General features: G+C 60.3%; 29 protein-coding genes. 13 read left to right on the forward strand and 16 right to left on the reverse strand.

The features are described 5' to 3' along the window. Positions 1–43: 43 nt before the first annotated feature. From PQQ86_RS39600 to PQQ86_RS39670, 15 genes are all read right to left on the reverse strand, one after another. Entirely contained in the window at positions 44–457 is a 414-nt protein-coding gene (locus PQQ86_RS39600) for a hypothetical protein (RefSeq protein ID WP_408279703.1), read from the reverse strand. Between the two features lie 215 nt (positions 458–672). Then, on the reverse strand, positions 673–1,146 hold the full coding sequence (locus PQQ86_RS39605; protein ID WP_408279704.1) for a hypothetical protein: 474 nt from the start codon (positions 1,144–1,146) through the stop codon (positions 673–675). A gap of 8 nt (positions 1,147–1,154) precedes the next feature. Next, a complete protein-coding gene (locus PQQ86_RS39610) occupies positions 1,155–1,547 on the reverse strand; it encodes a hypothetical protein (protein WP_408279705.1) in 393 nt (130 codons plus the stop codon). 93 nt (positions 1,548–1,640) lie between these two features. Then, positions 1,641–2,102, reverse strand: coding sequence for an outer membrane lipoprotein (locus PQQ86_RS39615; RefSeq protein WP_408279706.1), 462 nt, complete (start codon positions 2,100–2,102; stop codon positions 1,641–1,643). 118 nt (positions 2,103–2,220) lie between these two features. Continuing rightward, positions 2,221–2,538 (reverse strand): hypothetical protein, encoded by a 318-nt coding sequence (locus PQQ86_RS39620; protein ID WP_408279707.1) that lies wholly within the window; start codon positions 2,536–2,538, stop codon positions 2,221–2,223. A 604-nt stretch (positions 2,539–3,142) separates the two neighbouring features. Further along, on the reverse strand, positions 3,143–3,961 hold the full coding sequence (locus PQQ86_RS39625) for a PRTRC system ThiF family protein (RefSeq protein ID WP_408279708.1): 819 nt from the start codon (positions 3,959–3,961) through the stop codon (positions 3,143–3,145). Further along, positions 3,958–4,596, reverse strand: a complete 639-nt coding sequence (locus PQQ86_RS39630) for a PRTRC system protein A (protein ID WP_408279709.1) — start codon at positions 4,594–4,596, stop codon at positions 3,958–3,960. The genes PQQ86_RS39625 and PQQ86_RS39630 overlap by 4 nt, the downstream gene beginning before the upstream one ends. After that, entirely contained in the window at positions 4,593–5,321 is a 729-nt protein-coding gene (locus PQQ86_RS39635) for a PRTRC system protein B (protein WP_408279710.1), read from the reverse strand. Before PQQ86_RS39635 ends, PQQ86_RS39630 begins: the two co-directional genes overlap by 4 nt. An 11-nt stretch (positions 5,322–5,332) precedes the next feature. Next, on the reverse strand, positions 5,333–6,469 hold the full coding sequence (locus tag PQQ86_RS39640; RefSeq protein ID WP_408279711.1) for a PRTRC system protein F: 1,137 nt from the start codon (positions 6,467–6,469) through the stop codon (positions 5,333–5,335). A gap of 99 nt (positions 6,470–6,568) precedes the next feature. After that, the gene (locus PQQ86_RS39645; RefSeq protein WP_408279712.1) at positions 6,569–6,787 is read right to left on the reverse strand and encodes a PRTRC system protein C; all 219 of its coding nucleotides are present in this window, start codon (positions 6,785–6,787) and stop codon (positions 6,569–6,571) included. Positions 6,788–6,795: 8 nt separating this feature from the next. Next, on the reverse strand, positions 6,796–7,248 hold the full coding sequence (locus PQQ86_RS39650; protein WP_408279713.1) for a PRTRC system protein E: 453 nt from the start codon (positions 7,246–7,248) through the stop codon (positions 6,796–6,798). A gap of 76 nt (positions 7,249–7,324) precedes the next feature. Next, the gene (locus PQQ86_RS39655; protein ID WP_408279714.1) at positions 7,325–8,995 is read right to left on the reverse strand and encodes a PRTRC system ParB family protein; all 1,671 of its coding nucleotides are present in this window, start codon (positions 8,993–8,995) and stop codon (positions 7,325–7,327) included. A 286-nt stretch (positions 8,996–9,281) separates the two neighbouring features. Next, positions 9,282–10,343: an N-6 DNA methylase gene (locus PQQ86_RS39660; RefSeq protein WP_408279715.1), complete on the reverse strand. Its 1,062-nt coding sequence runs from the start codon at positions 10,341–10,343 to the stop codon at positions 9,282–9,284. Continuing rightward, a complete protein-coding gene (locus tag PQQ86_RS39665; RefSeq protein WP_408279716.1) occupies positions 10,340–10,720 on the reverse strand; it encodes a hypothetical protein in 381 nt (126 codons plus the stop codon). Before PQQ86_RS39665 ends, PQQ86_RS39660 begins: the two co-directional genes overlap by 4 nt. Positions 10,721–10,801: 81 nt before the next feature. Next, complete coding sequence (locus PQQ86_RS39670; protein WP_408279717.1) at positions 10,802–11,023, reverse strand: hypothetical protein; 222 nt, start codon at positions 11,021–11,023, stop codon at positions 10,802–10,804. 511 nt (positions 11,024–11,534) lie between these two features. Here PQQ86_RS39670 and PQQ86_RS39675 point away from each other — a divergent pair. From PQQ86_RS39675 to PQQ86_RS39725, 11 genes are all read left to right on the forward strand, one after another. Continuing rightward, a complete protein-coding gene (locus PQQ86_RS39675) occupies positions 11,535–12,056 on the forward strand; it encodes a hypothetical protein (RefSeq protein WP_408279718.1) in 522 nt (173 codons plus the stop codon). 154 nt (positions 12,057–12,210) lie between these two features. Next, positions 12,211–12,408, forward strand: coding sequence for a hypothetical protein (locus tag PQQ86_RS39680; protein ID WP_408279719.1), 198 nt, complete (start codon positions 12,211–12,213; stop codon positions 12,406–12,408). 37 nt (positions 12,409–12,445) lie between these two features. Continuing rightward, on the forward strand, positions 12,446–13,156 hold the full coding sequence (locus PQQ86_RS39685) for a hypothetical protein (protein ID WP_408279720.1): 711 nt from the start codon (positions 12,446–12,448) through the stop codon (positions 13,154–13,156). Continuing rightward, complete coding sequence (locus tag PQQ86_RS39690; protein ID WP_408279721.1) at positions 13,153–13,563, forward strand: hypothetical protein; 411 nt, start codon at positions 13,153–13,155, stop codon at positions 13,561–13,563. The genes PQQ86_RS39685 and PQQ86_RS39690 overlap by 4 nt, the downstream gene beginning before the upstream one ends. A gap of 86 nt (positions 13,564–13,649) precedes the next feature. Then, on the forward strand, positions 13,650–14,885 hold the full coding sequence (locus PQQ86_RS39695; RefSeq protein WP_408279722.1) for a DUF1173 family protein: 1,236 nt from the start codon (positions 13,650–13,652) through the stop codon (positions 14,883–14,885). Between the two features lie 60 nt (positions 14,886–14,945). Beyond that, positions 14,946–15,710 (forward strand): hypothetical protein, encoded by a 765-nt coding sequence (locus tag PQQ86_RS39700; protein WP_408279723.1) that lies wholly within the window; start codon positions 14,946–14,948, stop codon positions 15,708–15,710. A gap of 94 nt (positions 15,711–15,804) precedes the next feature. Next, entirely contained in the window at positions 15,805–16,167 is a 363-nt protein-coding gene (locus PQQ86_RS39705) for a hypothetical protein (protein ID WP_408279724.1), read from the forward strand. Then, positions 16,164–16,523 (forward strand): ASCH domain-containing protein, encoded by a 360-nt coding sequence (locus PQQ86_RS39710; protein ID WP_408279725.1) that lies wholly within the window; start codon positions 16,164–16,166, stop codon positions 16,521–16,523. The genes PQQ86_RS39705 and PQQ86_RS39710 overlap by 4 nt, the downstream gene beginning before the upstream one ends. A 274-nt stretch (positions 16,524–16,797) precedes the next feature. Beyond that, the gene (locus PQQ86_RS39715; RefSeq protein ID WP_408279726.1) at positions 16,798–17,292 is read left to right on the forward strand and encodes a hypothetical protein; all 495 of its coding nucleotides are present in this window, start codon (positions 16,798–16,800) and stop codon (positions 17,290–17,292) included. After that, positions 17,289–18,173 (forward strand): phage Gp37/Gp68 family protein, encoded by an 885-nt coding sequence (locus PQQ86_RS39720; protein ID WP_408279727.1) that lies wholly within the window; start codon positions 17,289–17,291, stop codon positions 18,171–18,173. Before PQQ86_RS39715 ends, PQQ86_RS39720 begins: the two co-directional genes overlap by 4 nt. Before the next feature lie 106 nt (positions 18,174–18,279). Continuing rightward, positions 18,280–18,954: a Lar family restriction alleviation protein gene (locus tag PQQ86_RS39725; RefSeq protein WP_408279728.1), complete on the forward strand. Its 675-nt coding sequence runs from the start codon at positions 18,280–18,282 to the stop codon at positions 18,952–18,954. 217 nt (positions 18,955–19,171) lie between these two features. Here PQQ86_RS39725 and PQQ86_RS39730 read toward each other — a convergent pair whose 3' ends face one another. Next, positions 19,172–20,314, reverse strand: a complete 1,143-nt coding sequence (locus tag PQQ86_RS39730) for an integrase domain-containing protein (protein ID WP_408279729.1) — start codon at positions 20,312–20,314, stop codon at positions 19,172–19,174. 1,112 nt (positions 20,315–21,426) lie between these two features. On the opposite strand from PQQ86_RS39730, the gene PQQ86_RS39735 reads away from it, so the two are divergent. Next, positions 21,427–22,443, forward strand: coding sequence for a PRTRC system protein D (locus PQQ86_RS39735; RefSeq protein WP_408279730.1), 1,017 nt, complete (start codon positions 21,427–21,429; stop codon positions 22,441–22,443). Further along, positions 22,440–22,799, forward strand: coding sequence for a hypothetical protein (locus tag PQQ86_RS39740; RefSeq protein WP_408279731.1), 360 nt, complete (start codon positions 22,440–22,442; stop codon positions 22,797–22,799). The genes PQQ86_RS39735 and PQQ86_RS39740 overlap by 4 nt, the downstream gene beginning before the upstream one ends. The last annotated feature ends 217 nt before the right edge of the window (positions 22,800–23,016 follow it).

A 23,016-nucleotide genomic window follows, 5' to 3' on the forward strand; every position in this document is an offset into this window, starting at 1 on the left:
CGGGGCGATTGCCCCATATGGGAAAGGATGAAACTGGTGGTGCTCAGTCGATATCGAGCAGCCGTGCGACGACCGCCGCAACCGTCCAGGCTTGCGAGCGCGACAGCGATTTGATGCGCATCAGCGGGAAGCTCTGCCAACGGCCGCTACCTGCGCCATCTTCAAAGAAACGGACGAAGTCTGCCTGGATGATCCAGCCTTCGGACGTCCCGCGCTCAACGGAAAGGCTCAGCCGGCGGCGTCGGGCGAAGGTATCTGGCCATTCAGTCGCGGACCGTAGCCCGTACTGTTCTTCTTTGGGATCATCGACGGTGTTAGCCACCGAGACCCATTCCGGCTCAATCTCCGTGCGGGCAAGAGCCCGTTCGACTTGACGGACGACATCGATCACCGATTTTCCGACCGGATCGAATGGCGCCGCGGCAAGCTCGACGGGTAAATCCATCAGTTGAGACATGGTTGGGTTCCAGAATGAAAAAAGGCCACACCCGAAGGTGTGGCCTTTGATTGTTGGCGGGCTGCGTAGCGCAGCCCAAAGTCAGTTTTTGGTCTAGTGGGAAACACGAGAATGACTGCGCTCGCGATCTGCCTTGCGGCCCCGGTTGGTCATGTACGAGCCATACGCACATACCGCCAGGCCAATGGCCAATGCAAAAAGTCCTAAACCCATGTTCATTCTCCGTTCATGGAATCCATGCCTATTAAAAACAGTACCACAAACAGGACGACGAGCGCCGAAGCGTTAAACACGGCAGCCAGCGTCCAGACCGTTGTCGAATGCCCGTAGCCGATGGCGCCCACGGCGGAGGCCGCTGACAACGTATGAGCAAAGCGCCCAAACTGCTGGCGTTGGTCCTTGCTCCACGAACGCCCGAGGTTGAACAGACGAAACCCGGAACGAGACTCTTTCGATGAAGCGCTCTCGCGCGACACAGAAAACGTGCCGTCCACCCGGGCATCGAGCCGCACCGAGACGCCACCGATCACCGCCGTCACTGCCGGCGGTGCTTCGGACGTAGCCAACTCGCGCAGAATCGCCGCGAGCCGTTCGGACGGCGTCACAGTTTCGAGTTGCTGAATGAACGTCGCACGGTCGGCGATGCTCATACCCGACGGGTATTCGACGAAGATATCCACGATTTCCATGGCGTCTCCTATCGGCGTTCCGCGTCGAGACCAGCGGCGAGCCGCAGGCCGCCCAGCAACGAATCGTAACCGTCGCGAGAGGACAGCTGCTCGAGCGGTACCGCGTTGTCGCCGCCACCCGACAGATCGGCGCGGCCGCGACGTGTGCGGAACGACATCGCTACTGATTGCCGTGTGGGCGAGTCAGCGAGTTCCAGCATGACAGCGGGGGTACGGAGGGTAACGCGACAGCCGCGACCGCGGCGTGCCGACTCGGCGACGATTTCGTGCTCGCCGGAGCGAAGGCGAAGATCGCGCGCCACGCGGCGCAACATGCGCGTAGCGTGATCGGTGATGACGGCGTCTGTCGACACGCCCGCACTGCGGCGATCGGCGTAGAACACCTTGGGGATTTTCAGCATGAGTGACTCGCGAAAAGAAAAAAAGCGAGGCTCCCTTTCGGAAGACCTCGCTATGCATGTGATGTCCAGCGGTTGCCGGCGTGGTGAATTGCGTTAATGCGTGACGCGCAGTCCCGAGTTGGACGACACGAGAAGCACGTGGTCACCCGGAGCGAACGCCTGATCGTCGGGTTGCGCGACGACCAGCGTGCGACCAGCGTTCGTGCGCACGATGATCTCGAGCCCCGCGTGATGCGACAGGACCGACGAAATCTTCTGCGTGATGAAGCCGGAAGCAGCACCGGTAATGGCACCAGCGATGTAACGACCGTTACCACTGCCGATGGTGCGAGTGCCAAGAAAGGCACCAACCCCCGCGCTCAGGAGAGAAGTCAGCCCGGAGTTATCCGAACTGGCCTCGATCGTGATGCTGCGCACGCGAACGACGGTGCCCTCTTCGAGAGTGCCTGCGCGCTGGACGTCGTAGCGCTGATACGTATTCGGTGAACCGAAGTCGGTACCGGCACATGCCGTCAGAAGGGAAAGAAGAACGATGCTGGTGATGAGCTTGAACATGGTTGCCTCGAAGAAAATCGGCAACCGCCCGTCAGGGGGTTGCCCTGACAGGGGAAGGTGTATTGCTACGATGCGACGGGCTCACCCGGAAAGGTGAACCTGATTGAAATGAAGCGTTTTAGTGAACGACAGGAGCAACGCGCACCTGATTGGTATAACCGCTCACGCCGACAGCCAGTTCCGGATTCCAGATCGCAACAATCTGACCGTTTGCCATCCAGAAGACCTGTTCGTCGGTCCCGGCAATGCGCCCTTCTGCCTGGGTGGCGTCAGGAAATTCATTGCCAATATCAACGAGGAAAGCATCAAAGGCATACGCCGTTTTTGCCTGGTCGAAACCCTGGCTGTACACCAAATCCAGCAATTCGCGCGACTTACTGTAAGCAGCAGCCGAAGAGACGGTTGCTTTGATCGGTTGCGTCTGAATATTCGTCATGGTTGCCTCTAAAAAATGAAGGGCAACCGACCCGCCAGGGAGGTTGCCCTGACGGGGAAGAAGAGCGCGAGCGATGATTCGCCCGCAAACGTACCGAGTGATCGGCGGAGAGAACTGACACACCAGCTGCGCCGGTGCGGTGAAGTCGATGCGCAAAAGCGCGAGGAATGAGAACAGTCTAAGGTCCCGCTTCCCTACCGATAGCCGGAATCATCGCCAAATGGCGATACCTTTCGGTTTTCGTCAAGACGTCGGGCAGGTGACTCCGACGACGCTGGACACCAGATCGGCCGTGACATGGAAACGAATCGGTGTGGTGCCGGGGAGTACCAGGTCCGATAGCCGCCTTATCAACGTGAACGTCGCTCTGCGCGATGTCCTCGAGCACCAGCTTACGCGCCTCAACGATCCTTGCCACGGCGTCGCAAAACAAACATACGGTCCGCCACGCTTCGGGCTGTTCGATCGGATAACTACGAGTGAAGACCCAACAGGCGTCATTCCGCGCGGAGAAAACGCCACGCCAGAAAGCAAAAAAGCGCCGCCCGTTTGACGGGGCGGCGCTGTTTAAAGGGAGTGCCGCTCCTTGTGGAGGCGACATTTTTCAGCTTTTTGCCTTCGACTTTCGGCTCTTGCGAGCCTTCGGTACCGGAGCGGGCGGCGCTTCGTATCCGAAGCGCGCCCATGCCGCTGGGTCAATCGGGATCGGATTCGTTCGCCCCGTTGCTAGGTTCACGAAAACGGCCGAGTAGGTCAGCGACCCGGTGCGAAACAGGGTCCACAGCAGATTGAACGCCTGCACCGAGATCGCCTGATTGATGACGAGCGACTGTTTGCGCAGCGCGTCCGCCATGCTGCATGACGGAGTGTCGTCGCCCTTGTCATTCTTCGCGTTCAGCAGGTCCGGAAACAGATCACCCAGATGGGGCAACCTGTCATGCCGTGCCTTGCCGAATTCGCCCAGAATGACCTGGCCGCGATCCGTCTCGTTGCCACAATCGAGGTAATACGAACAACGCCCCCGCTTCGCCGCCTGAACAATCGCGTGACGCGCGCGACGTGAATCGACGCATCCAACGACCAGATCCGCATCTAACCTGACGCTCGAATCCACCCTCCGCGGCTCCGCATTCCAGCGGGTCCCCATGAGGTTGTTCAGGCGATTGACCATCAGAAGGGCCTTGTGCTGGCCGACGTCGTTCGGATAGAACCCCTGCCGTCCGACGTTCGTTTCACTCACTGTGTCGTCGTCGAACACGGTGCATTCGATACCGCCCGGATGCCCCAGTTCGACCATCGCATGATGCAGACGCGCGAGACTCGGAAGAAATGCGCTTCCGGTACCACCCGCCCCGACAACAACGACTTTCCAGGCCCGCTGGATCATCACCTGCGGAATGGTATGCGTGATCGGCTGACTCATCGCATCACCTCCGCTGAAAGCGCGTTTGCCCACGGCTCGGGGATCGTCGCTATCTTTTCGAAAATCCCCTTGGCGCATAGCCGCAGCGCCGTCGACGGTTCCCGATGGCATTCACCGAGCACAAGCGCAAACTTCACGTCGTGCTGGTCATCCTGATTGTCGGTACGCGAGAAGAAGGCTTCCCCCCTTCCGTGCGAATGACAATCCACGACCACACAATCACCGTCCGCCAGTGGCGGCCGCTCATAGACGAGGTAACCTGGCCCGTGTGAGAGCGACGGCAGCGCGACGAGTCGAAACTCGAGCGTCACCGCGTTCCACACGATCCAGGCTCCCGCCTCGTTGGGAAGCGTTCTGCGAGCCATCCGCAGAAATTCGCCAACGAGAGCCGGGGGCACCGGTCCACAGAGCAGCTGCGTTTTCTGCTCGACGGCGCCGTACGGTATCGCAGTAACCACTTCGTAGCGCGCAATGCGCCTGACGATGTGAATCCACGCCCGCATGACTTCCAGATACACGCCGTCGGCCGCGACAAGCAGCCGCTCGCCGGGCCCCGCCATAGCGGCCAGCGGTTCTCGCGCCGGCACCATCACCGACGGGAACGAACGCTGAAGGACCAGATCGACCGGATTCATCGCTGGCTCCCGATCTTGCCGCTGATCAGGTCAGCCAGCGTCGACTTGACCGGAACCAGGACGTCCAGTGGATACCCGCCTTCGAACCTGCCATCGAGCATGTCGCGCCAGAACGCAAAGAAGCCCGCTTCGTAGTCGACGCGCTTGCCGCCCACATTCGGATGCGTGAAAGCCGAATTGAAGAAACCTGACTCCCAACCATCTATCGACGCCACATCGATACGGCGCGGAACGTGCGCCGAGCCAATGCAGATTTGGCCCTTATCCCAGGTGTTGAAATACGGTGGCTCGAAGAGCTCCGACTCTGGGGCAGGGCGCCCCGCGCCTTTCAGCGCAAACACGCTAAAGCCGTTTGCCGCAGCCCGAAAGACCAGACCCGGATGCGGCACAACGGCGCTACGCTTGCCGAGCTCCTTGCAGTCGACGAACACGCGGCGGGATGCAGGAGCACACCACCATGTGATCGCGTCAGGCAATACGGCGAGCACCGTCGCGGGCAGAAACGCAGCCTTCGGCACCGCATTTCTGTCGAGATTGCGCAGCGTGTCCAGCAACGCGTTGCGATCCAGCGGACGGCCAGCCCCAATCAGCGGGCGGGAAGTCTTCGGGTCGTGGGACACAGGATGGACGGTCGCAAACTGATCGCCCGTCTGTCCGGAATAAAAAAGAATGGCATACGACAGGTGAACTTCGCTGCCGGTGTTGCCTTTTGCAATACCAGTCATGGGATCTTCCTTCAAAGAGTGACGAGCGCCAGAAGGCGATCAAGATGGGTAACGATCTGGAACGCGAGCGCCCAGTCGGCGTACTGCCGACGGATAGCGCCTCGAGTCGAAGCAAAGGGACTGAAGCCCGAGTAGAGGGTGTACTCCCCACTCTGCGATTCCTGCTCGAAGTGATCGTCGAGCAGCTCGCCGATACGCTCGCTGTCGGTCAACGCGATGCTGCAGGCGGCATAGGCAGGACTTCCGTCGTGAGCACCCTGAAACAGATCTCTCCTGCCGGCGTGCCGAAGCAAGCGGGTGAGAGCGATCAGTTCAGTACACACTCGCCGGGCCATTCCGCGGCAACGGGTACGCAGTTTGAGGAGCTCGCACTCGCTCAGCAGCGGGCTTTTTCGACGCCTCCCAGCGATACGGGCGGGCTGGCGCAGCTCATCCGGATAAAACTCCGGCTTCACCGCTGACGGCAAATAACGGTCGGCATCTTCGCCTTCGAGTCCGCGATAGTCCGCAATGAGTTCCCGCACCTCATCGTCGGACGCGTTTTCGTCGCCTTCCCAATGCCAGCAGGAAAACTCATTGAGAAACCAGCCCGGCGTCCGGACAAACAGCGTCTTCCACGACGCCCGATCGATAAGCCGGAGCACACTGGGCAGCAACAATGGGTGGACACCACCAAGCTCGTCTCCCCTTGCCCCGATGACATAGAGATGTTCTTCGGGCAGCTTCATGGCCAGATGCAACGGCGAGGTCGGAGTGAACTCATTCCGTTCGTACTGGTGCTCGATTGCGTCTCGTACCGCGTTCGAGTCCATTAGCTCAGCTCCGAAACAGAGACGCTGCGTTTTAGGGAGTTGCCGCTGCACCCAGGCATAGAAGGCCTGCTGGAACGCATCGCCCACGTCGACCGGGTCATTGACATCACCTGCACGCAACGGGCCGTGTTGGAACTGGGCAATGACGAGATCCACGAAAGGCGCTTCCTCGCGGTGGCTGACCCTGGCTAACGGCGGGATGCCGTCATCAAGGTCTGGAAGGGTTAGAAAATCAGTGGCAAGTCGACGTCCGGGAGCGGCAACGCGTGACGATTGCCATGTCGCGCCGGTGCACGCAGCGACGCTTCGATCAACCGATGAAGAATCGAGCAGCATGTTTTGACATCCTCGTCATATAAAAAAACCGCCCTTTCGGGCGGTTCCTTGGAGTTGAAGCCAGAGTCCGGATCGGACAGGGCTTTGAGCAGGGTGGATTTACGCATCGGAGCCCTTAGCCCCGGCAGCGCGCACAAACTTGTAGCGGGCGACCTCACCTGCCATTTCTGGACCGTCGACCGCTGCGGTCGTCAGTTCAGGATACTGGGCGGTGTACAGATCGCGTACCTGATCGGGCGAGAACGACGGCCCGGGGTCCAGAAGAGTCATGCCGTTATAGGCAAACTCGCGAAGCAGCGCTGCAATGCTGATAGACATGGCTTACCTCACAGAAGAAGTTGCGCAAGGTCGGTACCGGCCGGCTTGTCAGCCGCTTGCGGCATCGATGCTTCGCTGCCCGGTTTTGACGTTTCGCCCGAATCAGACTCCTCGTCATCGTCGTTATCCGAAGCCGGCGCCGGCAATGCCGGCGTCGCCTTCTTCGACAGCGCTTTCTGCGCCTTCCCCGCCTGGGACTTCTCAGCCTGCTGCAGGATCGCCGTTGTCGCCGCGACCTGCTCATCGAGCGACTTATGCGCACTCGAATACGACCGAACCGCGGCGAGGAAACCCTCATCGAGCTCCGCTGCGGTCGCCGTCAGAATCAACGGTTGACGCAGAACAGCCTCTTTCGAGTCGCCCTGAGGCGTCAGAAACACAACCATCCTGTCGCCATCCATTGATAGCGACAGCACCAGCTTGCCGGTCGTACGGACCAGCGCTTCAATTGCCTGAAACATGGAAACTCCGGAAAAAAGAAACGCCGCGCAATGGCGGCGTTGAATGGGAAAGCGCTTCGGTAGACCCGGGCGCACGTCAGAACTTGAGAACCTTCAGCACCTTGCTCGCGTAGTCGAAGCCTTCGACGGCAAGCAGAGCCTCAATGACCTCTGGTTTCGATTTTGAGAAAACCTTCTTGAAGTTGTCGCCAAGCGCGGCACAAATGCCTAACTCGTCGGCCACGACCATCATTTCGGACTTGGTAATCAACTCAAGAAACTCCTTGTCGAGCTTCCAGTGCTTTTTCAGGTCCAGCTCGTGGGTTTTGCAAAGTTGCGTCAGGTAAGTCACATCGAGTCCGTCGATCGCGGAGAACAGCATCCCGATCATCAGGTTCGCCTGAGCATCGGCGCTTGCCGCCTGCACGACTTCGACGGCCTTGGGCAGGTTGGCAACGGGCGCGTCTGTGCCAGTGATCCGCTCGAACAGCTTGCGATAGACGGCATCGTCAATCTGTCGGGCATGACCACTGAGCACCACGGCGATCAGATACTGGCGCGCCAGATCATGATTCATGCCAATGTCGGCACGCAGCGCCTTGCGCCACAGCTTCACACGATAGGACTTGACCTTCTCGGACTCGGCCACGACCGTCGCAGGCGGGTTAGTCGCGGGCGCCGTCTTGGCAGATGCAGCACCCGTCCCTTTCGTCGCCGGTTTGCCCTTGTCAGCGGCAGTCTTTTGCGGTGCCGTTGCAGCTTTTTCAGCCTGAATCCGAGCGCCGACCTTCTTCATGTTGCAGACCGTATCGAAGCACTGTCCTCGATAGACCTTCCCCATGGCGTCAGGCAAACCGCTAACCGCAGCACCGTAGTTCGAGCAGGCATGGCAGGCCTTCGCCTGCTCCAGCCCAACGCCCTTCGGTCCGTCGACTGCGAGTTGAACGCGGGTGTTGTTATCGCCAGCGCGTACGACACGCACGACCTGAAACTCATCGCGCAACGGCACCGCGATCGCTTCAAGCTGCCTCTCCGTCTTCTCGTTGAAGCAGGTCCGGTTTGTGCAATTGCCGGTGGCAATCGACTCTCCGAACATCTCCGACTGAGTGGTGGAGTTATGTGGACACGCCGCGCAGTCTGCTTTGTCAAAAATGGCGGATACAAGGGAGCAGGACGCGCTTTCGATCACCTTCTTCACGTCTGCGACCGATCGCTTTTCTGCGACAACCACTGGCAGCAGCCGATCCTGATTTTCCTTGGACAACGCCGCGAGTAGCTCAGCGTGACCAAGCAGGATCTGACGCGTGTTCAGGGCATCGAGAACGCCCGCGCTGCAGTTCATCAACGCGAGGCGTGCATCAAGCGTCGCGCGGTTCCATCCGAAGATGCGAGCCACTTCGTCCCGATCGCCCTTGTAGATTCCGACCAGTTCGGCTGCTTCGACGGCTTCTTCAGACGGCGCCATGTTGGCGCGCTGAATGTTCTCGATGAGCGCCATCGCGCGTGCCTCGGCATCACCCACGTCTTTAACAACGATGGGCATGTCGTATTCCGGCCCGAGCTCCTCGCTGGCGGCCCAGTGACGACGGCCACCGATGATCAGTTCAAAATCAAAGCCAGGCTCGTCAAGGGGTCTAACGACGACGGGCTGAAGAACGCCGACCGCTCTTACCGAAGCTCGCATTTCGGCCATTTCGGCTGGATCGAAATACTTCCGCGGATTGTGCGCGCGTTTGATACGTCCAACAGGATGGGTAGGTTGTTGCATTGCAGGTTCTCCAGAGAGGGAACCTGCTCCCGTTCGGGAGTGGTTCCCGATGGGGTTTAACAGCGTCTTGCCGGGCATGCCGGCGGATCGATGCGTCAGAGACGCGGTAGGTACAGCAAAGATACCTTCAGCAAACACCGGTGATACGGCGGAAAGACGCGGAAAACATAGCGTCTTTGACCCGCTACAGTCGAAAAAAAACCCGGTCGTCAGACCGGGCTCTAAACACACTTCGCGTTCTCGTGAATGCTCCTCACGTGGATAGCCGCCAGAGATTAGCCAACCACTAGAACAATGTCATCTGCCCAATACGATCAAAGATCGTAACCTCGCCATGAGCGGCGCGAGCGTTTTCAGTCAACTGGTCGAAGAGGTCTACGACCGACTCACAAGTACCGGCTGCATGGACTCCGCATTCGCTGCGGACCGCGACAGCAACGTCGCCGTCGTCTTCTTCGCAAGCAACTTCCTGATGTTCCAGGCAAGCCGCCGGCGTCGGCTGTGGCGCGTTCGATATCGGCAGGTCTGACATCACAGGACGGGGCGTCGCCGCTTCGTCCTCTTGCCGGCGCCGCAAGGCTGCGTCTGTTTCCTCCTCACGGCGTCTCCGGAGCTTGCGATTCCAGCCGACAAGGACATGCGCCGGCGTGTACCAGACACCCCAGACCTCGAGTGACAACGCATTGCCGTGAACCACGACCGCGGGGATACCTAGCAACGACAGCTGCACATACGCCATATGAACGCAACGTTGGTCGATGTCGACGCAGGTTGCGTGCAGAGTCTCGGGATAGTTCAGACCGGCCTGATGCATCGTCTGCGCGGTCGCCACCACCATGCCAGCCGAGCCGCATGCCGGCTCCTGCAGAGTGACGAAGCCCTTATCGCGTACATCGGCGCCGTCGCCCGCCGTCATCATTGCCATCAACAGGGACACGCTGTAAGGCGTGAAGAACTGACCCGCACGATCGTTGCCCAGCTCGAGCGCCATAAAAAGCTCGCCAAGCACGTCGCCCAGTCCGTTATCCGGCACCCAAGCGCCACCAGGGTCTCCGATGGCGTCGACGCGCGAGCGATAGCACAGTTGCAGTTGCGCAAACATCGCGGCAAAACGCTGGACCTCCTCGGGCTTGTACTTCCCGACGATCTCCAGATACCGCTTCTCGCGTGGCTCGACCTGCGTGCTATCTACACGGTTGCTGATCGCAAGCGCACAGATTTCAACGAAGTCCGAGAAGACGGAGTAAGGATCATGCGAATGCGAAAACTCTCGCATCGACTTGATGATTGCGGTCTTGTATGGATCGCCGCCCATTGCCGCGCGCTCGACCCGCTGGCGACGGCTCATTGCTCCTCTCCGGCCGCGGCGCCGATGCCACCGAGTTGCGCCTCGAGGACGGCCCAGAGGCGGTCGAAGTCCGGCACCTCACCCAGCGTGAGTGAGCGTTCGATGTCGAACCCGGCCCGCGAGAAAACCCCTTGCCGGTTGACGACAGGTTGCGCTTCACCCCGCGAAAATTGACGCCTCGCTTTCGCAATGATCCTCGCAGCCAGCGTCTCATACGCGTGGCGCAGCTCGGCAACAACCTCGCGAGTGCCAGGCACTTTGACCGCCTGGTCACCACTCGCGCCGAAGAGGCGCCGTTCTGTTGCAGCGACGGCGCTGTAATGGCGGTGTGCTGCTGTCTGCGCGTCGATGAAAGTATTGATGAAGTGGTTGTACATGCCCGACTCCTGAAATGAACGAGGCATGCCCCTTAGGGCTGATGCCCCAAAGGGAAATGAAGATGTGTGGACAGCGAGTGATCAGATGCCGTAATGCTTGCGCACGCGGCGACGCCGTTCCGCGAACGGTTGGCCGCCGGTCACCGCGAGCGGTGCGTCGATGACTAGATGGCGCAGTGCGGCTGCACGGTGGTGCGTCGAGTAACGTCTTTTCGCCTTGGCGATACGTACGAGCTCGCTATTCGACAGACCGTACAGTTGATACAACATCATTGCGAAGCGGAGGATGCGTTCGCGAGCCATGGTGCTCCCGTATCTGGAAAGACGGGAACACACCCAGGACGGGCGTGCATGCCCGTCGGGGTAGTTGAAAGCACCCGCATAGCGGGGCGTGGGTCGATGCGTCTGAGACGCGGAAGATCGGACAATCGTAACGGCACGGATGCCACACGCGGATCGAATATGGGCGCGCAAACAACGCAGCTTTTATCGACCGGCCAACCGGACTTATCCACAGATTCTGTTCATAACCCTGTGGATAGACCGCTCCTGCAGAGCCTCAATGTGTGCACCCCGGCGTTTTCATTGCGCTGGCAGCGCCTGCGTACCGTCAACCGGTTGACGGGTTTAAGCCGGAATGCTTCACGAAAACGTATGGCTTTCGACCTGGCCGACGAACGATCTGGCCGCAACGGGACAACTGGAAAAGACGCATGCTCTGACCGCCCTTTCGAGACCTTGACTTCGAAAGCGCGAATTCAAAATGGGTGTGGGCACGAACCGCCCTCTGACACTCACCCATTTGAAAACCCTCATGCTCAAGAAACTGCTGGTTTGTCTCGCCGCACCGATCATCCTTTCTGGCACGACGGCCGCAGCCGCCGACGCGCCTCCGATCGTCTATACGCTTGAATACCGGCTCGTCGACGCGTCCGGAAACGTTGCCGCGAGTGGGCGCGTAGCCCTGTCCAAACGAAATCCGGTGGATATGAGCACCAGCTACGTCCGGGTCAGCTACGTCGCGTCGTGCCGGCCGGACTCAGGAATCGTCACTGATGAACCGAAGTGCCGCATCGAAACCGAGGACATCGGCAATACGCTGCAGCTAGCGCTCGCCGACACAACGCCTGAAGCCGTCTCGCTCGCCGCGTGGGTGAATCGCCAGACGCTGGACGGCATGCAAACGATTCAGAACGATGGCTTCGCGACGCAGCGCCCGCTCTCGCATGGCTGGAGCGACAGCACAACCGTAAAGATCACTTTGGGCGATTCGGTAACCGTCTCGCTGCGCGATCAATACAAGCTGACGCTGCATCCGACTCGCGCAACGGAATAAAAATCCCGGTTCTGCCGCCAAGCTCTCTTCATCGTTGACGCGAGATTCGCAAAAGCGGCTGCAAACCTTGCGTCTTTTGCGCCCGATCGCGGTTGCGTCCGGAACGACAATGGATTACACCCGCGCGCGGGGACGATTCCGGAGACCCGAGCCAATGCTTCACGCCCCGCCACTGCCACACGACGACACGTCGCTGTGGAAGCGTCGCGTGCGATATCCGGCAGAAAATTCCGGGTTCGGCGAGGGCTTCGTCACCCGTCATGATCGGGCGACTCGTACCGTGATCGTGCTCGATGTCGTCGACGGTTCGTTCTGGCGCGGGTCCGATTCCGAAGTCGAAGTGATCGTCTGAACGCGCGTTTTCTTCTACAACTGAATTGGGACCAAATATGGCCAGCGTGAACTACCCAGTCAACACCCCCGGCAGCATCGCCTTCACATCTGCCGTCGCGGCTTGCGTCTTCGCATTCCTACTTCCCTTCTGCCATGAAGGCGGGTATCTCCAGCCAGCCTTCCTGGCGATATTGGCCGGTGTATGCGTCGAGGCGGCCCGTCGCAACGTTATCCGTAAGCTTGTCAACGAGCTTAACGCGTCGAGTGCAGGCTCGCTGCTTGCCGTCGTTGTCAATGGCGCGCGGGTCGGCGAGATAACCGGGACAGACCTCATTGGCCTCAAACTCGATGCACTCCGCGATCCACACAACTACGCGGCGCAGCTCCACAATGTCATCGGTTTTGCCCTTCGCAGCGCGGCCGTGTCGCTCGTGCTAGTGCCACTCGTTCTGTTCTGGGCGTCGGTAATCAGTGCGTCGATCGCACCCGCACCTTTCGAGGCGACGATGTCGGCTATCGCGCACCTGCAAACCGGCGATATCCCACGCGCGGCCACAACGCTCATCGTGCTCTCTCAGACCGTGTTTATTCTGGTGATGGGCGCCAGCTTCAGTTTCGGATTTGACCTCGGTCTGGCTAACGTCTTCCGGCGCGACGTGCATCGCCGGATTCGCCGCAGCGTCAATTGCGCAAGCGACGGCACGCTGTCGTTGCAATCGACTACAGATGCGAACGCGGCGACAAAGCCGGCGTGGAGCAGCCGATGATCCTAGAATTCGTGATCGTCCCCACGATCGCAGGCGCCCTTCTCCTTACCGCCATCTGGCGCGTGCTGGGTAGCGTGGCGCTGGCCCAGCATTGGCCGTCGTGGGCACCGATTGCCTGCATCGCCGCCGCAATCGCGACGCTCGCCATCCTCGCTGTGATCCGGGGCGTCATCGATGAAGTTCGTATGAGACGCGAACGCAGGGAACTGTCCGTGATGGAGCAGCGCTACCCGGGCTGTCACGTTCTTAGACTGTCCAGCGGCGAGTGGTTTCTGACTGACAGGGCTACGGGCCGCGAGTTCGAACCGGACGACGGTCCGGCGCACTCGTTCAAGTTTGGCAAGACGAGGGATGCGGGCACCGCTGCGGCTACGCTGCAGCCGGCACAGGACAAGCCAGACACATAGCAGAGCGACACCGGTCGATGATCCTGGCCAGCCTGTCATATTGAACCATGGCCGTCATGCGCGGCCATTTCCTATGGTGCTTTCACATGTTCAACGTATCTTTCGATGGCGACACGTTTGCGCTGAGCGACGTCCAGGAAAACCCGGCGCGCTACGTCAGACGCCTTGAGCGGGCGAAGGTCACACCCGGCTACGCTGTCTGCCTCTGCGAGACCGACATCCCTCCGCTGCAACTCGTGATTCGCCGCTACGGCTCGCTGCTTCACCTGGCCGGATGGCCAGACGACGGCCATCGTCACAAGCGCGGTTGCGCTTTTCACAAGGACCTAAACGCGTCGAAGCCACCTGGCGGCGGCGACAGCACGGCGGCGATCATGGCAACGCCTACAGGGCTGAACGTGAAGCTGGATGTCTCGCTCACCCTGCGCGAGACGACGTCCGGCTCACGCGGCTCGCCAGCACAGTCATCAGACCGTACCAGCCGCAGGTCGGCCAGCCTTCTCGCATTCCTTCAGACGCTGTGGTCCGAGGCAGGCCTCAACCATTGGACGGGTCTGGGCACAGCGCGTCACTGGGGGCTATGCAACGCAATGCTGCTCGCTGAGGCCGGCACTGCACTGATCAACGGCGCAGACGCGCAGAAGGTACTGCACATCATGCGCCGCTTTGACGAAGCCGATCGCGCTGCGATCAATGCGGAGTTTGATTCTTTCATCGCGCGACTCACAATTGGCGATAAGGGCGCGACCCATCGCGGCCTCGTGATCGGAGAAATCAACGAAATCGCGCCGACGCAGTACGGCCACGCCCTGAGTCTGCGGCAGAGCTCGCGGATATACTACGCCAGCTCGAACCTCATCGACCATGCGTCGCGCGCCTACCGGTATGCATGGGGCGCCCTCGGCGATCGCGCCGCACGCGTCGTTGCCCTTCTTCTCGTTGAACGCACACCCAAGGGCCATCTGAAGCTGATCGACCTGGCCGCCATGCTCTGCTCGTCGACCTTCATTCCGTGCGATTCCATTCATGAGGTGGCGATGGCCAACCGCCTCGTCGCCGAGCATCGGGATTTCCTCAAACCTCTCCGCATGGCGCCGGATGACTCGATGTTGCCCGACTTTGTCATGCGCAACACCGACACGCCGACCCATATCGAGGTCTACGGGATGAATGGCCTCGCCTCCTACGAGGCGCGAAAGGAACAGAAGCGCTCGCTGCGACTCGCCCGTCGGATTCCCGCGATCGAATGGGATGTCGACCGGGAGGCACTCAGTGCAATCCGGCTTCCACGCGTAGGCGCGAAACGTGTCGCCACGACTTGACTATGCGGTGCGCGGTCTACCGTGATCGCGATGTCATCCCAAAGTCTTACTGGAGTTTTCATGCTGCCTCGACTTGCCGAGATCCTTCAGGACACGCTCAACTTCACACGCTATGCGGCAGCTCCGTTTGTCCTGAACGGTCGCCCCGATTCGGTTCGCCAGTGGCTCGAAGCGCTGCGCGACCGACTGGCCGCTCTGACGGAGAAAACGACCGCGGCGCTGGCTTCGCTCGATCGCGACGGCGCGGACGGTTGCGAAGGCTGGACGAACGAAGAACGTATCCTGAGTCACGACTGGGTAACCAAAAACTATCCCAACGAATCGGACGAAATGCAAGCTGCTCTGCGGAAAGCCTGGCGTGACGGCCAGCGACTGCGCGTGCAGCGACCTGACGGCGCTCCCGCGACGACGGACGAGCAGTTCCAGCGCCTCGCATTGACTGCGCTGCGATCGCTTGCGCCGCGCGACGAACGCAATCGCGAATGGTGCTATGCCGCCGACGATTTCCTCAAAGGCCTGGCACCCGTGCGGCCGCATCGATATCTGGCTATCAATCGCGTCGCTATCCACGACATTTTCATGCGCCACGGCGTGCACACCCGCATGCCGTTGCCCGGCCTCCCTGACGGCGTCTACGAGGCGGCCGAGGAACTGCTCGACCACGCCTCTGAGCTCGACGAATACCGGACGGCATTTCAGAACGTCAGCCGCCAACTTGCGCTCGTGCGCGACGCACTAAATATCCCGAACGATTTCATCGACGTCACGGATAGCACGGATCTGCTTCTCGAAACGATCGGTCAGATCAAACGGCGTCGGAAATAGACGAAGCGGTGGCGGGGAGGGGCCAGGTAACGAAGCTTGACTTGCGGAACGGTTGGGCAAGATGGGTCTTGCCCGCAATCAACAAGGAACCGGTATGCCCGTAACCACACTGCGCACCCTGCGCGAATCGCTCGACATTGCCCGTTACGCGGCTAACCCTGCCATCGTAGAAGGTCGCGTGTCTGCGGACCCCGCCTGGCTCAATGGGCTGCGCGCCCTTGTGCTCGGCCTGCTCGCGAGCATCGATCTCGACCTGGAGACAAGCCCCACAGCCGTATCAGACGACGGCCGATGGTCCGATGATGAGCAGCGCCTGTTCGGCCAATGGCTGCGTCGCACGCACCCCAATTTACCGAGCGACACGGTCATTGCGCTAGGCGACGCGTGGAAAGACGGTCTGCGAACCGGGATCGCACGGGCATCGGCACAACCCGTATCAGCGAAAGGAACGCCGTGAGCGCGACGATTCTATTCCTGCCACTGAAAGCGTTCTACTTCGACAAGATACGCGCGGGACGAAAGCCGGAAGAGTTCCGGCTGGCCAGTGACTACTGGCGCAAGCGTCTCGTCGGTCGCCACTACGACTTCGTGCTGCTGACGCGCGGGTATCCGCGCGCAGACGACTTTGCGCGACAGCAACTGCTGCCGTGGCGCGGCTATGTCCTGCGCACAATTACCCATTCGCACTTCGGACCCGCCGCGGTCAGTGTCTTCGCCATTGACGTAAGTGGAGAGCGTCTCCCGGATTGCGCGATCGCCGCGCTCAGGTCACCGTCTGCTGGAGCGCAATCCGCCCCCGCCTGCCAACGTTGATGAGCTTGTTGCGGCGCCGGCAAACCGGACAGATGAAGTAGATACCGAAGCTGTCGATCGCAGGTTCGACAGCGCTGAAGTCGATCAGCAGATGGCACCTGATGCACTCCCACATAGCCCCCTCCTTTTCCGCGCGACGCGTCAGTCCAGCATAGACCATGTCCCGGCCGTGCATCGCCAGCAGCCGGCGCACCGGTTCCTTGACATCGCCAGAACTCAGGCAACCTGTTCTCAAGACGTGCGGCTCTTCGCACGCAATCAACGCGAGGTCCCCATGCAGGGCAAAACTCTTTTTATGGAGCGTCTCATTTCCAGGACGCGCGACTGGCAATGTCGGTTTCCAGCGCTTAGCGCGTCCAGCCAGATTCCCGACTCGATGTCACACGGCCGCCAGATCGTTGCTGCCACAACCAGTTCCACGGGCGTGCGTTGCGTTTTCTTCAGCAACCACGGATCGGTGCTCGACTTTAGCGCGACCTGGGACGAGCTCGAGCGCGCGAAAACATGGTGGTACTTCGTCCGTCGTTGGAACTTCTGGGTCGTCAGCACCGAAGCAGAACTGCGTGCGCTCCGGATCGCCGAGGATGAGCCAGTTCTCGGCGTCGCTCTCAATGTGGCCACCGGCGAATGTGGCGATACCCTTCGGTTTTTTGCCCTGCTCGACGCTGCCGAAAGACGTGCGCGTGGCTTCATCGACGTCATCGCCGCAGGCAAACCGCCGGTCGCGGCGAACTCTCACGCTGGCTCGCCAATGACGGAGGCTGCGTGAGCGAAAACTCAACTATCGAATGGACTGATCACACGTTCAACACTCACTGGGGGTGTAGCAAGATCAGTCCCGCCTGTGACCGGTGCTATGCGGAAGCGCTTGCCAACCGCTTCGGCTATAGCTGGGGTGACGACGCCCCCAAACGCGAGTTCAATGAACAACACTGGAACGAACTGCTTCGCTGGGACGGAAAAGCGGCGAAGGAAGGGGTCCGTCGGCGGGTCTTCACGAACAGCATGTCTGACCTCTTCGACAGGTTTGCCCCCGCCGGGGTGCGCGAACGCCACTGGGAATATGTCTCGCGCACGCCGAATCTCGATCACCTCCTGCTCACGAAACGTGTCGGTAACGTGGCGCGGATGGTTCCGGCTGCATGGCTTACGCCGAACAGCTGGCCAGCGAACGTCTGGATCGGTGCCACCGTGGTCAACCAGAAAGAGGCAGATCGCGACATTCCGAAACTGATCCAGCTGCCGGCGCGGGTCCGGTTTCTTTCAATGGAGCCTTTGCTCGGCGAGGTCACCCTCCCTGTCGCGCTATTGACCCAGATCGCCTGGGTCATTGTCGGGGGCGAGAGCGGTCCAGACGCACGGCCAATGCATCCAGCGTGGACTCGGTCGTTGCGAAATCAGTGTGCCGCCGCGGGCATCCACTTCTTTTTCAAACAGCACGGCGAGTGGGTCGAGATCGACGCGGCCACGGGCCGGGACCTTGGGAGAGATATGCGCCGCGGCCTCGTACGTATCGTGAAGTCGTGTAACGACAACCATGGCGATTTCCGATCGGATGACGCCCTGATGCGCCGCGTCGGCAAACAGGCCGCTGGCCGGATGCTGGATGGCCGACTACATAACGACTTTCCCGGTCTGAAGGTGCGGTAGCCCACGCAAGCGGCGCGTAAACCTTTCAATCCCCATTAAATCTGGCTTGGCGATTTCAACGCCTGCGACAATAATCCCGATATTCATATCGCGCCACGCCGAAAAAATGATTGAGCAGCTCTATCCCTGTGACCACTGCGGCGGTCGCCCGACCCTTGGCTACTCGCAGAGGGTAGTCGCGCAGATAGGCGAGTCCGGCTTTGACTACGGCAGATTCGGACGGGAATCCGGACCACCTGTGATGGGCGACACGATACGTAGGCCTCTTGGAGCACCGCAGACTGAACGACTGGTCTGCGTTCACTGCGGCAGCTGTGGCATGCAAACCCCGTGGGTCGCTGTGAAAAACAACGATGACCACGCTGCGATGACAGAGTGCGGATTGATCTGGAACAAACGACTGAGCCGCCCGCCCGTAGAGAGCGGCGACTTGCGCGAGCTGGTAGAAAAAGAACTCGGCGCCTGCGACAGCCAGCTCGTAATAGATCTGCTGGCCCGCAACGAAGGCGAATGGGAAGAGCGAGGTCCGATACTCAAAATGCTCGCCCAACGTCTGATTGACGCGGCAATCGTGACAATCGATAGCTGGCCGATCGACCCCGTACTCAAGGATGCGGCACGATATCGGAAGCTGGTCCAACTCGCAAAATGGGTCGATATCGACGGCGAACGGTATGTGTCGTTCCCGAGAATCCCAACGCCGCCTGAGCATACGAACTTTCTGTTCGAGGATCGCATCGCGATAGCGGTTGACGCGATGCCAGACCGGAATCGCTGGTGAACTCAAGCGACGCCAGGTCATTGCATTGCGCGGCGCACGATGTTGCTCGTTTCGCAGCCGAAAAAAAAGCCGGCAGTTGCGCCGGCTTGAAGTGTTCTAGCGTTTTCCGAGGGCCGCCGCTAGAACCTGAGAGAGATTCCATTGTGCGCGGATATAGGCTCGATAACTGGGGCATAACGCGCGCTGTATTGACATCCATTCCGGGGTCCGACGCACGCTACGCTGATTCAACCACCGCACCAAGGATTCGATACAGCGCTTGCCGTGATATACCCAACGCTTTCGCGGCATGGCTCTTATTGCCAGAGGCGGCGACCAGTGCGTCGCGCACCGCCTCTACCGTGGGCAACGTCTTTTGGAGCCGCTCCTGAGTCGCAAAGGTGGACAGGTATGCGTTGGCCTTGGTGACGCGACTATGTCCCGCCGCTTCCACGACCCGCCGCATCGCCTCCTGATGCACCTGCGGATCTGGACGTACACCAGCCCGTTTGACTGGTGCCGGCACGCCACTTTCCTGCTCGTAGAGCGTCTGCAGATAACCGTGACGTAGACCGTGGCTCGTCACACCCAGCCCGCTTTTTGTCACCCCATGCTTGGCGAGCACGTAGTAGTACCAGTCACGCCACTGCTTCAACGTGCGATCCGCTGGAACCGTCGATCCGGTCATCCCGTTACTAAGTCGAGCGGCCTCCTCGAGGATCGCCAGCTTCCGCTCGATCGGCACTTCACGCGGACGGCCGCCCTTCGTCCCGCGCGTAACCGCCAGCGTCTGCGGGTTTCTAACAGCTTCGACAGGCCGCATCATGAAGCTCTCTTCGACGCGAAGTCCAAACGCCGCCTGCAGCTTCAACTGAACGGCCGTATATGGACACGTCTGCGCTATCGCATCGATCTTCGCGGCCGCGTCAATGCCATGCGCCTCCCATGACTTGTCTTCGGTCGCCACGTAGCTGCGCACGAGACCGTGCTCCCGCCGGTCGACGTAGTCGGCAAGCGTGCCTACCAGATTCGTCTTACCCATCCACTGCGCGATCGCGCGCAGGTAGGTCAGCTTGTTTTCAATCGTCCCGCCGCGCTGTCCTTTTGCAACCCACGCGCGCACGAGATAGGCCACGTGCTTACCCTTCAATGACCACGGGCTCTGCAATGCGTAGCCCCCCGCCTTCAACTCCATGAAGGCCTTGCACAAAACCGTCGCACGCTTTTCCTGCGTCTTGATCGAAAGAGCCTTGCGGCTGATGCGCGTCGTGCTGTGTATCTCCGCAACATGCTGGTCGAGCAGCTTGAGCAAAGCGTCCCGAAATTCGGGCGCCAAGCCATAGCCGCGAACGATCGCGCGGACATTCAATATCGCTGCCATTCCAATACCCCATGCGGCATCGCTTCGCGAGATCCGCTTCCTCGTTGTTCGGTTCGAGCCACGCCCGGTCGCAGCATCCCTACCTGATGCCGTTTCCCGACCTGCGCGGGCCTGCGTGCGCCGCTCCTGCTGCGGCTTCGCCGTATCTCCCCGGCGCGGGGTTCCTGCCTTCCTGTCCTTTAGCGATTCCATCTGATCAGCCCGTTGCATGGGAAGAGCATGCAGTCCGACTGTCCAACCTGCTGCGGCGCCAGCGGGGATCGCGCTTCGCGCAATCTCTCGCTGGCATGTTCGCGTGGCATCACTGCCGTCGCGCTGCGCGGATAACTCCCGCACGGTGCAGCTTCGTGGCCACCCTGCCAGCCTGACGCTCACGCGTCTGGGGCCGCCCGCCGTGTGGCGGTGACGGCTCCGGGCTGATGCCGGGCAAATCCGTTGCGCATTCTGGTTACGGCTGCGCCTACCGTTCTGTCTTCCGTACAGGGAATCGCGAGTGCTTCGGTTCTACCCGGCTCGCAAGACTTCCCCCGCCCCAAAGCACACTCATGTCCGCCGCCGTGTGTCGGGCTTCCTGAGTGCACCCAGCTTCGTGTGCTGAAAGGGCGTGTACATCACGTATGAGTTGCGACGCGAACTGTCCAACTGTCCGCATCCACATGTCCTCATCCGTGCACATCGCGACAAACCGCCGCTGATCGTATGGGTATCGCACTGTCCGGGGGTCCTCACTGTGGACCACTCTGGACTTGATCTGATTCAGAAAAAGGCCGCCTCACTGTGCGGCCTGGTCACTCGGGTGTTACTTGCCCGTTGCGGGCTGGGGAAAAGACGAACGGGTGCCTTGCACTCCGTTTCGATGCGTCCGTGGACGCGGTAGGTAGAACCAAGAATAGGTGGTTTCGTCCCGCACCAGCTGTTGAAAGCTGCCCGGAACCTGATGGCTTTCGTTAACTTGACTTTGCTGCGCGCTGGCTAGACTGGAAACCAGGCAGAACTGACAGAAAAGTGTCAGTTCGCTGCTTCGGACGTCGAGGGGGACCGACAAACTGACACTTAAGTATCAGTTATCTGACACTTCGGCGCGAAGCCATTACCTTATCTTTGGAGTCAACTTGAAAACTTCCGTCTTTGCTGTCGATGTCGGCTATGGCAACACCAAGTACGCATACCGCGCGGCCAGCGGCACAATCGCGGCGGATATGTTTCCTTCGCTCGCACCGCTCTCCGCGAGTCGCTCGCTTTCGGGCTACGGCGATAGCGTGCTCGCATCGCGCAGGGTAGCCACTATTGTGATCGATGAAATCGAGTATGAAGTCGGTCCTGACGTCGCGCTCACTGCGGCATACGGCAATACCGGCCGCGCACTGACGAACGATTTCGTGCTCTCCGACAACTACGCCGCACTGCTCGCCGGCGCGATGCACTTCGCTGGCGTCACACATATCGAACGGCTTGTCCTCGGCCTGCCTGTCCACAACATGCACAGGTATTCAGACGCACTGAAGCAGCGCTTCTCTGGCGATCTTGAGTTCGGTCTGGCGCGGGTCCGGGTCGACAAGGTCGTCGTTATCCCCCAACCGCTCGGCTCACTTGTATGGGCCTCCAGCAATCGGCAAAAAGAATTCGGTCGCGACAGCGCGCACCTGGTCATCGACGTCGGCTACTTCACCACCGACTGGGTGTACGCAAACGGTTTCACAATGGACGACAAGCGCAGCGGTGGCATGCCCGGCGGCGCTTCGCAGATCTATCAGCGCATCGCGGGCCTCCTCGCTCGGGATCAGGACGAGCAGGTCGATGACCTCGAGCGCATCGACAAGGCGTTGCGCGAGCGCAAGCCCTTCTTCTACTATGGCTCCGACATCGATCTCGATCCGTATCTTGAGAAGTCGCAACCGTTGATTGCTGGGGTCGTCAAGGAAATGCAGAACAACGTCGGCCAGCTCACGAATGCCCGGTCGATCATCCTCGCCGGTGGCGGAGCACCACTGTACGCGTCTGCGATCCGAAAGGCTTTCCCGCGTGTAACTCTGGAGATGATCGATGCGCCGTGTCTCGCGAACCCCAAGGGGTTCCTGATTGTCGGCGAGGCGGGTCTCGCGCGGGAGCGATCGACTGCTAAAGCATGAGCGAGAAATTTGACATGAAGCTGGTCATTGACGAGGTGACCACGCCACTGCTGCACGCCCGGCTGAGCGCGACGCGATCTCCCCGGGAGCGTGCTGCGCTGCTCCGCTCTCTGGCAGAATCGGCGCTCCGGTCGGCGAGCAGCGGTGTCGTCTTTCATCCCGACAACGTCTCTGTCAGGTTGCCGGATATGGGCGTCGTGGCGTCACATCCGATCGCGAGTGAACGGCCGACGCCAATAGCTTCCCGCTCGGCCGATCCTGGCCTGGATATAAATCGACAACCTGTTACCAACGAGGAACAGTCTGGCTCGCACGACACACAAATGCTCGCCGACGAATTCGCGGGGTACTACTGAGTGGTGACTTGACTTTGCCTGCCAGATGCGAAGATGGGTCATGCATCGGTGTTCATGGCGCGACGCGTCGTGCGCCGGTGCATAAAGCGGAGGGCGTATGACTGAATTGATCCAGATGGCTGCCAGTAAAGTCCACGATCCGCACATGTGGCTGGGAATTGCAGCGTTCGTCGCCTGCTGCGTGGCTGGCTGGTATTGCGGTGATATCGCGCATGCC

The sequence above is a fragment of the Paraburkholderia sediminicola genome (genome assembly GCF_046026675.1).
Classification (GTDB): Bacteria; Pseudomonadota; Gammaproteobacteria; order Burkholderiales; family Burkholderiaceae; genus Paraburkholderia; species Paraburkholderia sediminicola_F.